The following is a 13,275-nucleotide window of genomic DNA, read 5'->3' as shown; positions in this document are numbered from 1 at the left end:
CAGGAGCCTTGGTGTCCTTACCGTCCTTGTCAGTGAAGGTCGGGTTCGACTTGGTTTCCTTGCCAGGAACAACCAGCTTGTCCTCGTACTTTGGCTCAACACTGTCAGCAACTTTGTCCGTCACCAGGACAGACCAGGCAGACACGTCGTTGCCACCCGAAACCAGGACAACATTGAAGTAGTCACCCTTCTTGGCATCCGCCGGGATGTCGAAGGTGCACGCGGCGACCTGGGCCTTGATGCCCTTGGACTGGTCGAGTTCGCAAGTCTTAAGGACGTTGCCCTTCTGGTCACGCCACTCAACCTTCGACGACAGCGTCGACAGATCGCCGTTGAACTCCGGGGTCACCTTGGTGCCAGGGGCAGCAGGCTTGTCGGTCGCGTTGTAGTCAGCCGTAATCGACACCGGAGTGTACGGCATGATGCCGTAGTTCACGTTGTACAGCGAGTTCAGGTTCTGGAACCCGATTCCGGTGCCCCAGTTGATCGGCAGCTGGTTCTCACCAGGGACTGCCGATGCGCGGAAGCCACCGCCGTCGTTGAAGCGCTGGAAGATCGGGGTGTGGAAGCCGGTGTAGCCGTTCTGAACCACGCCAGCCTTGTTCTCCACCCAGACAAAGACATGGTCCGGGTTCAGGATGTCTTCGCGTGTCTGACCCTTTTCGTACTTGCCGAAGCGCAGGGTGTAGTAGCCCTCGTTATCGGTCTTGCCATGGACGGTCTTGAGGATGTATTCGGGGTGGTCCTCAAGCATCTGTTTGGTGGCGTCGGCCAGCTTGCTCGGGTCATTCTTATACTGCTCGTGCAGCTTCTTGTTAGCTGCAGCGCCGTCCTTGGTCAGGGTAGATGCGTAAACGGTGTAACCGTCAGCCGCCTCGTCAACACCGTTCTTCGACGGGCCAGTAGCGACAATGCCCTTGTCCGGGCCACCGGTCTCGAGCCACACACGACCCGAAAGGGTATTCGGAACGTTGGTTTGGGTTGATGCCGAGTTGATTGGGCCTTCAGGGTCCTCAACCAGCTTGTCGCCCTTGGCAGCCATCCAGCTGTTCTCGTGGTTCGGCGGAACTTCCTGAAGGAACGCCGCCATCTGCTGAATGTTGCCATCAGCCGCAGCGAAAGAACCAAGTGGCGCCTCAACCAATCCGTTGAAGGAGCCGGGCACGAAGCCATTTGCCTGACGGAACATCTGAACACGGTTACCACGTTCGTTGGTGAAAGGTTCAACCCAAATGCGGTGCTTCTGGTCGGTGCGTGCCGACCAGGTGTGCTCGCGGCCCAACTTATCGGTCCACGTGATGCCCTTCTTACCCGTACCAAAGGCGAAGGTACCCTGGCCACCGTTACCGCCGACCACGTCCGGCAGGGTGTGGGTCTTCGCACTGAAGATCGGCGAGTAGGAGCCGTCCTTATCGCGGAACTGCGCGTAGACGGTGATGCCGTCCAGCTTTTTGTTGCCATTGTCGTAAGTGGCACCCGGGTTACCACCAGGAGTAGTCATGTACACGTGGCCAGAGATCAGGCCCTTACCCACACCGTGAGCGTCGGTAAGGTTAGATGCCTTGGTGACACGACCGCTAGCGATCATGTCAGCATCGATGATCTGGTTCGCCGGAGTTGCGTTCGTACCCGGTGCGGTCTGAGCGACAGCAGCCGGAGCAGTCTGGGTCTGCACCACCACGGTGCCGGTGGTAGCCAGAGCCAGCACAGCACCAGCAGCCGCGATGGACTTCATGCTGTTGTTCTTAAATGCGAGAGCCTTCGCTCCAAAACCAGTACGGATGATACGTCCGCGCAAGTTTGCCATGAGTTAAGTCCTTTCCAAAGACTTCTCTAAGTTTCTTGACGACCCACCCGCATCGGGAAGGTCACACGCCATGACTCGCACCCGTTGCGATCTGCATTTGCGCAAGAATTGCATGCGCGCGCAAGTCTCTTTGCGAAACCTTAGTTACTACAGCCCTGAACCGCGACCGCACATCTCCTACGTTGAATTCATCTTCACCTCTACCGATCGCCAGACCCTATTAAACCGCGCCGCCACACTCACCCTCTTCTGCCATAGAAATGACGCACCCCTTTCCCACCCAAGTTTTTTGACGCCATTTCCGTTCGGTGCAAATCTCAGCTATTTCCTAAATATAGGTTCTATCCTCGGTCGTTTAGGTTGATCCACCCCCACTCTTCCGACTCGGTGTAACCATTAAGTTAACCAAAAGTGAACATGATAGATAACAAAGCGACTCGTGCGTACTGCATACTTGCAACTGCCTGCACGGAAAGATAACCCGGGTGCGCTTATATTTTAGCTACATCAGACACCTTAAGAATTCCCAACATATAGGTTCAAACCTATGTAAAAACTGTGTATTAGATTGGTCATACACCCCCTTTCGCACCCCCAGAGTCTTAAGTGAGTCTTCAGGCTTTGCTCAACCGTCCCCACAGCGCTCAACCCGTACGAAAAGGCGCCTCCGGGAAGGCTGCATCGCAGCCAACCCAAGGCGCCTCATTAATCCAATCCCTACAGGTGAGAAATGGTATCTGCGGAAGTAGAGGGATTTGAACCCCCGGATGGTTTCCCATCGCTGGTTTTCAAGACCAGTGCATTCGGCCGCTCTGCCATACTTCCAACACGGCTTAAAGCCGCATATGCATCTTACACGCCGCCCGCGCCTACCCAATTCCCCTCCCCTCCCGAAAACACCCCACTGCACCCCAGCCCATTCGTTAGGGTGGGGAACATGAGCATCACCACCAACGCAATCGTCCAGACCGATCCCGCGAACCCCAGCTCGCTGGCCTGGCAAAGCACGAGCATCGCCGACCCCCAACCCGGCGAAGCACTAGTGCGCATCCACTATGCGGGCGTCAATAGAGCAGACACCCTACAAGCCCAAGGCCACTACCCACCGCCAGCCGGCACCACAAACATCATCGGCCTCGAAGCCGCCGGCGTCATCGAAGACCCGAACGGAGCCACCCGGCCCAACGGCACCCCCTGGCACGCCGGAGACGAAGTCGCCACGCTACTATCCGGCGGCGGATACAGCGAACTCGCCACCGTACCGGAAGGCCAGCTGCTCCCCATCCCCACCGGATACAACCTGGCCCAAGCCGCCAGCGTGGTGGAAGTCGCCTGCACCGTCTGGTCCAACATCATGATGACCGCCCGCCTAAATGAGGGAGACACCATCCTCTTCCACGGCGGCGGCGGAGGCATCGGCATCTTCGGCATCCAACTAGCCAAAGCGCTCGGCGCCACCGTAGCCGTCACCGCCGGCTCCGAAGAGAAGCTAGACGTGTGCCGCCGCTACGGCGCGGATATACCCATTAACTATAAGGAAGAAGACTTTGCCGAGATCCTCGCCGACCACGGCGGAGCGGACGTCATCCTCGACATCATCGGCGCCAAATACCTCGACCACAATATCGAAGCCCTCGCCCCGGATGGACACATCGTCATCATCGGCATGCAAGGCGGCGTCAAAGGCGAACTGAATATCGCCAAACTCCTCAACAAGCGTGGCAACATCAGCGCTACCGGCCTGCGCTACCGCGATACTCAAGGCAAGGCCCGCATCGTCGCCGAAACCCTGGGCAACGTATGGCCCCTGCTGGAAAGCGGGAAGATCACCCACCACATCGACCGCATCATGCCCATCGCAGAAGCCGCCGCTGCGCACAAGGCACTGCTCGCCGGAGAAGTCACCGGCAAGATCGTGCTCGAAATGCCGCAGTACTAGCCAGTACTAGCCGCGGGACTTGCGCTGCCGGGCAGTCCTCCTGGGCCACCCGCCCGTCTGCACCAGCACCAACGCCGCCAACACCAGCAGCAGGCCGGCCCACTGCACCACGCTCAGCCGTTCGCCTACAAAAACCACGCCCAGGAACGTCGCCGTCACGGGACTCAGCACGCCCAGGATCGCCACCTGCACCACGTCCAGCTTCGCCAACCCGTGGAACCAAATGCCGTACGCAATCAGGGCACCGAAGATCGTCAGATACGCATAACCCGCCACATTTTGGCCGGTCAGATGGCTCGGCAGCCCCTCCATCACCAGCAACAATGGAACCAGGAACAATCCGCCGAAAGTCAGCTGCCAACCCGTGACCGCCAGCTGCGGCACCTCATCCGGCTTGCCCCACTTCTTCGCCAAAATCGCCCCGAGCCCCATGCACACACTGGCACCGAGCCCCGCGAGGATACCCCCGGCGTTCAAGGCCGCGGCGGGCGTCAGTACCAAACAAGCCACACCCACCACCGCTACAAGCGCGCCGATCACCTGATACGGCTGAATCCGCGTGCCCAGCAGCGCCGGGCTTAAGGCAATGACCCACAGCGGCGCGGTATTCGTGACGATCGCCGCCACCCCGCCCGGCAGCAAATACGCCGCGGCGAACAGCAGTGCAAAGAAGCCACCGATATTCACCACGCCCAGTACCGCGGATTTCCACCACCACTGCCCTTTCGGCAGCTTGCGGAACCACAGCAAAAGCAGCAATCCCGCCGGCAGCGCACGCAGCACACCGGCTAGAAGCGGCCGCCCAGGTGGCAGCAGATTCGTGGTGACGATATACGTCGTCCCCCAGATAATTGGCGTAAGCGCAGTAATCAGTCGAAGCACACGGCTACGCTATCGTACCGACGCCACCACCCGCACCAACTGGTCCACATCATGGATGGTGTTGTGCGGGGCGAACCCGACGGCGACTGCACCGGCCTGATCCAGCGAGGACCCCAGCGAAGTGGATGCACTACCCGTGGCGTTGGCGGTGTGCAGGGCGGAGCTCCCAGCGCGGGTGGCGGGGTTCGCATCAGCATTGCGCCCGTGGCGGCCGCGGCGCGCATTGGCTGCCTGCTCCGTGCGCTGAGCCTGCTGGCTCTGCGGGGCGTGCTCTTCGAACACGCCCATGCGCTCCAACAACTGCGACTGCCCCGGCGCGACCACACCTGCAACCACACCATTAGCCAATAGACGCTGCACCACCACTCCTGCGGGCACACCATCCACCAGGAAACTCACGCGCGGGATCCGGTCGACGGAGGCGAACTCCTCCAATACGTCGCCGTCCCCATCCACGCCAATGACATGCACCGTACCGAGGCTCTGCAAGCCCTCGACCAGGTGTGCAGCCAGCGTCTTCAGATGTTCAGCGGCCTGCGGCAGACCCGTCTTCAACCGCGAACGGCGCGTACCACGAGCGGAATCATCCAGGCGAGCCAGGTGATCCACGGCCTCCGAAACGCCACCCAGGAGCCCCTCGGACACGCCACCGACACCCACACCGTGCCCAGAGCGGAAGATGGCCTGACGGGTGGCATCGTCCTTAAACACGAGCGCGCCCACACTCGGCCCGCCCAAGCTGGCCACATCCAAAGCCAACACATCCGCGCCCATCTGCTCCACATCCACCACGCGATAAGGAGCGAAAGAATCCACGTCCACCACCAACAACGCCCGGGACTTCGCCCGCACACAATCGGCAATGGCACGCACATCCGTCACCGCGCCGACATAACGGTTCGCAGCGGAAACCGCGACCACCGAAGTCTCGTGCTCCACCAGGTTCGCAAACTGCCAGGCGGGCAGCACACCGCTGAAAAGATCCGGCTCCGCCCAGCGCACCCGCGCGCCATAAAGATCCGCCGCAGTCTTCCACGGGGCCACATTCGCGGGATCATCAATACGGGACAGCACAACCTCCTGCCCCAGGCGCAACCGCCGGTACAGTGCGTGCGCGAGATTATCCAACAGTGCTGCGCGGGAAGCCCCCAGCACCACATTCTCCGGGCGCGCACCCGTCAGATCCGCAATGGCGATCCGCGCGGAATCCCCGAAAGACTCCCCGATACGCCGACCCGGACGCTGCGCCCGAGAGTGTGAACCCGTCGCGGATTCCAGCGGCTCCAACAAAGAAGCCACCCTAAAGCTGCGCGCTACCGCCGAGGACACCCGCTCCGGCACCTGCGGAAAATCCTGCGCATTGAGGTACGTCCAGCCATCCGATAACGATGCATACAACCCCCGCACCCGTGGCACATCGAACACTGGAACTCCTTATCTTCCTAGACTGCTTCGGACTTCACTTCTGCCCAACCGATACTAGCCTGCCCGCCGGACAGGCAACACCGTCAGCGACCGTGACCGCCAACACGTTAGCGGGACGCGCCGGGAATAGGAGGTGTTGGCGTCACAAAGTAAAATAAGGTGCCTTAAAGCAACAGCAACTTAAAAGCAGGAACTCATGCCACAGAAAATGCCAGAGGCCGCGGATCTACAAAGGATCACCGCCGCGGCAGACGGCGACATCCCCGCTAGCAACTCCCAGACCTTCGCCGCCGCCTGGGACGACCTCAAGCGCGGCCTGGCGCAGCGCGAACTATGGCTCGCGCTCGGCTGGCAGGACATTAAACAACGCTACCGCCGCAGTACCCTCGGTCCGCTATGGATCACCATTGCCACCGGCGTGATGGCCCTGGCCCTCGGCCTGCTGTACAGCCTGCTATTCCAGCAGGACCTCGCCAGCTTCCTGCCGCACGTGGCCGTCGGCCTGATCCTGTGGGGCTTCATCGCAGGCTGCATTAAGGACGGCTCCGAGGTGTTTATTGCCAACGAGGGGCTGATTAAACAGCTGCCGTCGGCCCTGTCGGTACACGTGTATCGCCTGGTGTGGAGGCAATTCCTCTTCCTCCTGCACAACCTGGTGATCTGGCTGGTGCTGCTGGCCGTGTTCCGCCCCTCGCTCGGATGGGAGGTGCTGCTGGTCGTGCCCGCCATGGCCCTGATGATCGCCAACGGCATCTGGGTGACCATGTTCTTCGGCATCATCGCCACCCGCTTCCGCGACGTAGCCCCGCTGCTGGATTCGCTGGTCCAACTGGCCTTTTATATGACGCCCATCGTCTGGACCACCAAAACCCTCCGCGACCAAGGCGGGGCAGTGGCCGAACGAGCTCGCATTGCAGAGATCAACCCGCTGTACCACTACCTGGAGATCGTCCGCGGGCCGATGATCGGCGAGCCAGTCCCCGCCTACCACTGGGGGATTGTCGCAGTGCTGACGGTGATTGGGCTTGCGCTGGCTCTGCTGGTGATGCGCCGCTGGCGCTTCCGCGTGAGCTACTGGGTATAGGCGTGCCAGCTGGTGTGCTTGGTATGGCTTGGCTTTGCGACTGGCGGCTGGCTTGGCTTTGGCAAGTAAGCGCCCGGCGTGCGAGCGCCCGACAGCCGCGACAACTGAAACAACGAAGTGAGATGACATGGTTTCGATTGACACTTACGACGCTTGCGTAGACTTCCCCATCTTCGATGCGAAGACCCGCTCCATGAAGCAGACATTCCTGGGGGCTGCCGGCGGCGCGATCGGCAGGAACTCGTCGAATACGGTGATGGTGGAGGCGCTTAAGGGCGTCAATCTGCATCTGCAAGATGGCGACCGGATTGGCCTGGTCGGGCACAACGGCGCCGGCAAGTCCACTTTGTTGCGCCTGCTCAGTGGGATCTACGAGCCGACGCGCGGGTCCGCGATTGTGCGCGGGCGCGTGGCACCAGTGTTCGACCTGGGTGTGGGCATGGATCCGGAGATCTCCGGGTACGAGAACATCATGATCCGCGGGCTGTTCCTGGGCCAGACGCGGCGTGCGATGCGGCGGAAAATGGACGACATTGCGGAGTTCAGCGAACTCGGCGAATACCTGGATATGCCGCTGCGCACCTACTCGACGGGCATGCGGATTCGGCTGGCTTTGGGGGTTGTGACCAGCATCGACCCGGAGATTCTGCTGCTGGACGAAGGCATCGGCGCCGTGGATGCTGCGTTCATGGCTAAGGCGCGCGGGCGACTGGTGGAGATGGTTGAGCGCAGCGGCATCCTGGTTTTCGCCTCGCACAGCAACGAATTTTTGGCGCAGCTGTGTGACAGTGCGCTGTGGATCGACCACGGAGAGATCCGGCAGGTCGGGCGCGTGGATGATGTGGTTGAAGCCTATGAGGGGCCGGAGGCTGGTGCGCACGTCCGCCAGGTGCTGAAGGACCTGGGCCGGGGCTAGTGCTGGCGGGGTGCTGGGCCGCTGAAGTTTGCGGGGTTGGGGCTTGCTGAAGTTTGCGGGGTTGGGGCTTGCTGAAGTTTGCGGGGGTAGGGAGTGTCAGGAAGTTTGTGTGTGAGGCTCTGATCTAGAAGGAGTTTCACCGATAATGACTACGGTGTCACCGAAGAAAGGCCATGACCCGGCGAGGGTCAACGAGATCAGCGAGAAGCTGATGGAAAATCCTGAGCTCGCCAGCTTGATCAGCGAGCTGTCGACGTCCGCTGATGATGCCAGCGACCTGGTCAAAGGCCTGTTGCAGGCATCGATCAACGCTGGTCTGCAGGCGGAAATGGATGCGCACTTGGGCTACGGCCATTCCGACCGTAAAACCAAAGCCCAGGTTGAACCCGTGCACGGCGGCAATCACCGTAACGGGTCGTACACCAAGACCGTCAATTCTGGCTACGGCGCAGTTGAGGTGACCGTGCCCAGGGATCGTGCCGGCACGTTTACTCCCCGGATGGTGCCCAAGGGTGCACGTCGGCTCACAGAACTCGACGACATGATTATCTCGCTCTACGCCGGTGGGATGACCGTGCGCGATATCCAGCATCACCTCGCGACCACCCTTGGGGTGGATATGAGCCCGGATACGATCAGCACCATTACCGATGCGGTGTTAGACGAGGTCATGATCTGGCAAAACCGCCAGCTCGACGAGTTTTACCCGGTGATCTTCCTCGACGCGCTACGCGTGAAAATCCGTGACGGCCACCGCGTGGTCAACAAGGCTTGCTACATGGCGGTTGGTGTCGACATGGACGGCATCAAGCACATCCTGGGACTGTGGATCGCCGACAATGAAGGAGCCGCATTCTGGGCATCGGTGTGTGCGGATCTGGCTAACCGCGGTGTCCAAGACGTGTTCATTGTGTGCTGCGACGGGCTCAAAGGCTTGCCGGAAGCCGTGGAGGCAACCTGGCCGAATTCCATGGTACAGACCTGTATTGTGCACCTGATTCGGGCTGCGAACCGGTGGGTGTCCTACCAGGACCGCAAAGCAGTCTCCCGCGCGCTGCGTGAGGTCTACACAGCCGCTAACGAGGACACCGCACGTGCCAGCCTGGATGCTTTCGAGGCCAGTGAACTTGGCCGGAAATACCCCCAGTCGGTCAAAGTCTGGCGCGACGCCTGGGAGCGGTTCGTGCCGTTTCTGCAGTTTCCGCCGGCGGCACGCCGGGTGCTCTACACCACCAATTCAATCGAGTCGCTGAATGCTGAACTGCGTAAAGCTACCCGCAACAGGGGCCAATTCCCGAACGATACCGCGGCGCAGAAAACGCTGTGGCTGATGATCTGCAACATCGAACAAGCGTGCCGCCCAGCGAGCGAAGAAAGCAAAGCGCAACATTGAGTGCAACGGCTATATTGAAGGAGCGAAAGCCACCGGGTGGAAACAAGCCATCAACCAACTAGCCGTGGCTTACCCCGACCGATTCGCGGACTACTTGTAAACCACCCCCCGCACACAAACAATCGGACACCCTCTGCCCGGTATGCGCCTGCTCGCGCGCGCAAGCCGCACACTTGGCGAATACCTAGGCCGCGCCGGATGGCCACCCTCGGACCGCGACGCTGCGGCTGGCGAGGGAGCGGACCAGGGTCAGACCGAGGAGAGCGCCCTTGCCTTGATCTGGTCGAACTCCTGCTGGGTAATCGCTCCCGAGTCGAGAAGGGCCTTCGCCGAGGCGATCTCATCGGTCGGGCTCGATCCGGCGGAGCCGCCGGCGACGGACTTGATGTACTCCTCCTGCCGCTGCTGGAGCTCCTGGTGCGCCTCGACCGCGCGGTCGGTCATCCCCCGGCCTCGAACAAGCAGGTACGCGAGCATTCCGATGAACGGCAGCGCGAGGATGAACACCACCCACAGCGCCTTCGCGAAGCCGCCGAGGTCCTTGCTGCGGAAGAGATCTCCGAAGATCCACCACAGGGACATGAACCATGCGAAGAAGATGAAGAACTCGAACATGGCGAGTAGGAATGAGCCGTTGTCGTCGAACATTTGCTGACTTCCTCCTGACTGGATGGACGCTGGCCGAGCGGTCCACGCGAACCCCAGCGCACGACGGTTAGGAACAAGGACGTGCCCGGGCCGTCGCCGAACCATGTTAGCAGCTTTTCCTCACCAAGCGTGGTAGCCGGGTTGCGACGCGCTGACCGGGTTGGGCTGGTGAAGACGGGCCTGGGACTCCACGATTCGTAGCGACCAAGCAACGGATCGAGAGGAGTCCCAGGTGAGTGTTGAGGCTACCGTCCTGCCCGCTGCGATGCTCGGCATCTCGGGGTTGGTGGTGCTTGCCGTCGGTGAGTACGGCGGTGAGCTGGAGCTGTTGGTGGAGACCTCCGAGTCGGTGACCGGGTGCCCGCGGTGCGGGGTGGTCGCGGTGGCCCACGGCCGGCGTGAGCATCTGGTGCGTGACATCCCCTCGGCGGGGCGGCCGGTGCTGCTGGTGTGGCGCAAGCGGCTGTGGCGGTGCGCCGAACCGGCGTGCCCGCAACGTACCCGGTCAGTACACCTAATAAAGCGACGTCAGTACGTTCGCTAATGCTCGAGCTGATCTTTCATCGCTCGTACCTCTTGGCTGCCAGCGTGGTCACTTATTCGCAACCGCCCACCGTGCGTTCTCTACACCCCTCACCGTTGCACTCATGTGAGACATTTGAACGCGCTGTGGCCTTATCCGTCCCCGCGGATTGCTCCTCGCCTGTCATTCCTGAAGGGTGTCAGGAAGTTTGTGTGTGAGGCTCTGATCTAGAAGGAGTTTCACCGATAATGACTACGGTGTCACCGAAGAAAACCATGACCCGGCGAGGGTCAACGAGATCAGCGAGAAGCTGATGGAAAAATCCTGAAATCGCCAGCTTGATCAGCGAGCTGTCGACGTCCGCTGATGATGCCAGCGACCTGGTCAAAGGCCTGTTGCAGGCATCGATCAACGCTGGTCTGCAGGCGGAAATGGATGCGCATTTGGGCTACGGCCATTCCGACCGTAAAACCAAAGCCCAGGTTGAACCCGTGCACGGCGGCAATCACCGTAACGGGTCGTACACCAAGACCGTCAATTCTGGCTACGGCGCAGTTGAGGTGACCGTGCCCAGGGATCGTGCCGGCACGTTTACTCCCCGGATGGTGCCCAAGGGTGCACGTCGGCTCACAGAACTCGACGACATGATTATCTCGCTCTACGCCGGTGGGATGACCGTGCGCGATATCCAGCATCACCTCGCGACCACCCTTGGGGTGGATATGAGCCCGGATACGATCAGCACCATTACCGATGCGGTGTTAGACGAGGTCATGATCTGGCAAAACCGCCAGCTCGACGAGTTTTACCCGGTGATCTTCCTCGACGCGCTACGCGTGAAAATCCGTGACGGCCACCGCGTGGTCAACAAGGCTTGCTACATGGCGGTTGGTGTCGACATGGACGGCATCAAGCACATCCTGGGACTGTGGATCGCCGACAATGAAGGAGCCGCATTCTGGGCATCGGTGTGTGCGGATCTGGCTAACCGCGGTGTCCAAGACGTGTTCATTGTGTGCTGCGACGGGCTCAAAGGCTTGCCGGAAGCCGTGGAGGCAACCTGGCCGAATTCCATGGTACAGACCTGTATTGTGCACCTGATTCGGGCTGCGAACCGGTGGGTGTCCTACCAGGACCGCAAAGCAGTCTCCCGCGCGCTGCGTGAGGTCTACACAGCCGCTAACGAGGACACCGCACGTGCCAGCCTGGATGCTTTCGAGGCCAGTGAACTTGGCCGGAAATACCCCCAGTCGGTCAAAGTCTGGCGCGACGCCTGGGAGCGGTTCGTGCCGTTTCTGCAGTTTCCGCCGGCGGCACGCCGGGTGCTCTACACCACCAATTCAATCGAGTCGCTGAATGCTGAACTGCGTAAAGCTACCCGCAACAGGGGCCAATTCCCGAACGATACCGCGGCGCAGAAAACGCTGTGGCTGATGATCTGCAACATCGAACAAGCGTGCCGCCCAGCGAGCGAAGAAAGCAAAGCGCAACATTGAGTGCAACGGCTATATTGAAGGAGCGAAAGCCACCGGGTGGAAACAAGCCATCAACCAACTAGCCGTGGCTTACCCCGACCGATTCGCGGACTACTTGTAAACCACCCCCCGCACACAAACAATCGGACACCCTCCGGGGGTACCGGCTGACTTTACCTCTCCCGACACCCCACCAGCCCCACTTTCCCCATCAGCCCCTACCGCCCCACTTATCCCATAAACCACCCTGAAGCCCGCCCTGGTGGGGCACTAAGTGCCGGAAAAGTTGCAGTCTAAAGCGCTAACTGTCGGAAAAGTTGCTAAACGTAAATCCTCGTCGCCGACACCCTGCTCAAAAAACTCGCTGACCTGCAGATTTACAAAACTGAAAATGTCTCCCGATAACACATTGCAACTTTTCCGACATTTTCCCATCCAGCAGCTGCCCTTAGGGCCACCAGACCACCCACCCAGCACTCACACCAATAACAACGCCCCCAGTGGCCCCAATACTCACTTCCACGCATTCGGCCCCACCCCCACACGCGGCGCCTGGCACCATCCCCACACCACACCCACGCCCCACACCCCCGCGCCCGGCGCCAGCACGCCGCCCGCCACCAGCACCACATCCACGTCCGGCGCCAAGCTGCACATACACCATCAAGGGGGTTCTCGCATCTCGATCTTTTGTACTTGTGGATAAATCGCCCACCCGCAGAGAGTTATTCACAAGTCCAAGCCACCCATATTCCACCAAGCTCATTCAATTGCGAGAATGGCCGCGAACCCGGATGCGTTGCCGAATCTCTCTATCCATCTCTCTATCTCCGACACATCTCTTGAAACACATCTCTTAGATACATCTCTTGAAGCACATCTCTCAAAGGCCACGCAGACCAGGGGAAACAGGGGGTCAACAGTGAAACAGTCCAAGGCTCGTAGAACAACAAATTACACCGCACACCAATTGAGCGATTACAGCACGAGCGGCAGTGCAAACACCAACACACCCGCCAGCACTGCAACCAACACACCCGCCAACGCTGCAACCAGCACCAGCACCAGCACCAACACAGCAACCAGCGCAAGCAACGGAAAAGCAAGAACCAAATCCACGCCCACTCGACGGGCGCGTGCGGTCACATTTCCCCAGGTACCACCACGCAGGAAGGCCAAGCTG

At 60.4% G+C, this 13,275-nt stretch carries 9 protein-coding genes, 1 tRNA gene and 3 pseudogenes; 6 read left to right on the top strand and 7 right to left on the bottom strand.

The features are described 5' to 3' along the window. A pseudogene (locus ACWXWJ_RS05940) lies at positions 1-1,807 on the bottom strand (hypothetical protein); the annotation flags it as partial. Positions 1,808-2,547: 740 nt separating this feature from the next. Beyond that, a tRNA-Ser gene (locus ACWXWJ_RS05935) sits at positions 2,548-2,632 on the bottom strand. 112 nt (positions 2,633-2,744) lie between these two features. Between ACWXWJ_RS05935 and ACWXWJ_RS05930 the strand changes: the two genes are divergently transcribed. Further along, a complete protein-coding gene (locus ACWXWJ_RS05930; RefSeq protein ID WP_473963819.1) occupies positions 2,745-3,746 on the top strand; it encodes an NAD(P)H-quinone oxidoreductase in 1,002 nt (333 codons plus the stop codon). A 6-nt stretch (positions 3,747-3,752) separates the two neighbouring features. Here the strand turns inward: ACWXWJ_RS05930 and ACWXWJ_RS05925 are convergent, their stop codons facing one another. Next, positions 3,753-4,628, bottom strand: coding sequence for an EamA family transporter (locus ACWXWJ_RS05925; RefSeq protein ID WP_473963818.1), 876 nt, complete (start codon positions 4,626-4,628; stop codon positions 3,753-3,755). A 9-nt stretch (positions 4,629-4,637) separates the two neighbouring features. Continuing rightward, positions 4,638-6,053, bottom strand: coding sequence for an aminotransferase class V-fold PLP-dependent enzyme (locus ACWXWJ_RS05920; RefSeq protein ID WP_473963817.1), 1,416 nt, complete (start codon positions 6,051-6,053; stop codon positions 4,638-4,640). Positions 6,054-6,249: 196 nt separating this feature from the next. On the opposite strand from ACWXWJ_RS05920, the gene wzm reads away from it, so the two are divergent. From wzm to ACWXWJ_RS05905, 3 genes and pseudogenes are all read left to right on the top strand, one after another. Further along, positions 6,250-7,137, top strand: a complete 888-nt coding sequence (wzm, locus tag ACWXWJ_RS05915) for a galactan export ABC transporter permease subunit Wzm/RfbD (RefSeq protein WP_473963816.1) — start codon at positions 6,250-6,252, stop codon at positions 7,135-7,137. Between the two features lie 127 nt (positions 7,138-7,264). Further along, complete coding sequence (gene wzt / locus ACWXWJ_RS05910) at positions 7,265-8,053, top strand: galactan export ABC transporter ATP-binding subunit Wzt/RfbE (RefSeq protein ID WP_448308483.1); 789 nt, start codon at positions 7,265-7,267, stop codon at positions 8,051-8,053. A 145-nt stretch (positions 8,054-8,198) separates the two neighbouring features. Further along, positions 8,199-9,546: pseudogene (locus ACWXWJ_RS05905) on the top strand (IS256 family transposase). Positions 9,547-9,695: 149 nt separating this feature from the next. Here the strand turns inward: ACWXWJ_RS05905 and ACWXWJ_RS05900 are convergent. Continuing rightward, positions 9,696-10,094, bottom strand: coding sequence for an SHOCT domain-containing protein (locus ACWXWJ_RS05900; protein ID WP_043015022.1), 399 nt, complete (start codon positions 10,092-10,094; stop codon positions 9,696-9,698). Positions 10,095-10,326: 232 nt separating this feature from the next. Here ACWXWJ_RS05900 and ACWXWJ_RS05895 point away from each other — a divergent pair, with 232 nt between their 5' ends. Both ACWXWJ_RS05895 and ACWXWJ_RS05890 read left to right on the top strand, forming a co-directional pair. Next, positions 10,327-10,638, top strand: a complete 312-nt coding sequence (locus ACWXWJ_RS05895; protein WP_010189373.1) for a transposase family protein — start codon at positions 10,327-10,329, stop codon at positions 10,636-10,638. 227 nt (positions 10,639-10,865) lie between these two features. Continuing rightward, positions 10,866-12,213: pseudogene (locus ACWXWJ_RS05890) on the top strand (IS256 family transposase). Between the two features lie 392 nt (positions 12,214-12,605). On the opposite strand, the gene ACWXWJ_RS05885 reads toward ACWXWJ_RS05890, so the two are convergent. Then, positions 12,606-12,749, bottom strand: a complete 144-nt coding sequence (locus ACWXWJ_RS05885) for a hypothetical protein (RefSeq protein ID WP_269954959.1) — start codon at positions 12,747-12,749, stop codon at positions 12,606-12,608. A 321-nt stretch (positions 12,750-13,070) separates the two neighbouring features. Next, the gene (locus ACWXWJ_RS05880; protein WP_448307858.1) at positions 13,071-13,238 is read right to left on the bottom strand and encodes a hypothetical protein; all 168 of its coding nucleotides are present in this window, start codon (positions 13,236-13,238) and stop codon (positions 13,071-13,073) included. Between the last annotated feature and the right edge of the window lie 37 nt (positions 13,239-13,275).

The sequence above is a fragment of the Corynebacterium sp. p3-SID1761 genome (assembly GCF_055862885.1).
This window is presented reverse-complemented; position numbering and strand designations above follow the sequence as displayed.

Excerpts from the sequence above, each read along its gene's own strand:
- ACWXWJ_RS05885 (WP_269954959.1), bottom strand. The coding sequence starts at position 12,749 with ATGTGCAGCTTGGCGCCGGACGTGGATGTGGTGCTGGTGGCGGGCGGC.
- ACWXWJ_RS05930 (WP_473963819.1), top strand. The coding sequence starts at position 2,745 with ATGAGCATCACCACCAACGCAATCGTCCAGACCGATCCCGCGAACCCC.
- wzt (WP_448308483.1), top strand. The coding sequence starts at position 7,265 with ATGGTTTCGATTGACACTTACGACGCTTGCGTAGACTTCCCCATCTTC.
- wzm (WP_473963816.1), top strand. The coding sequence starts at position 6,250 with ATGCCACAGAAAATGCCAGAGGCCGCGGATCTACAAAGGATCACCGCC.
- ACWXWJ_RS05900 (WP_043015022.1), bottom strand. The coding sequence starts at position 10,094 with ATGTTCGACGACAACGGCTCATTCCTACTCGCCATGTTCGAGTTCTTC.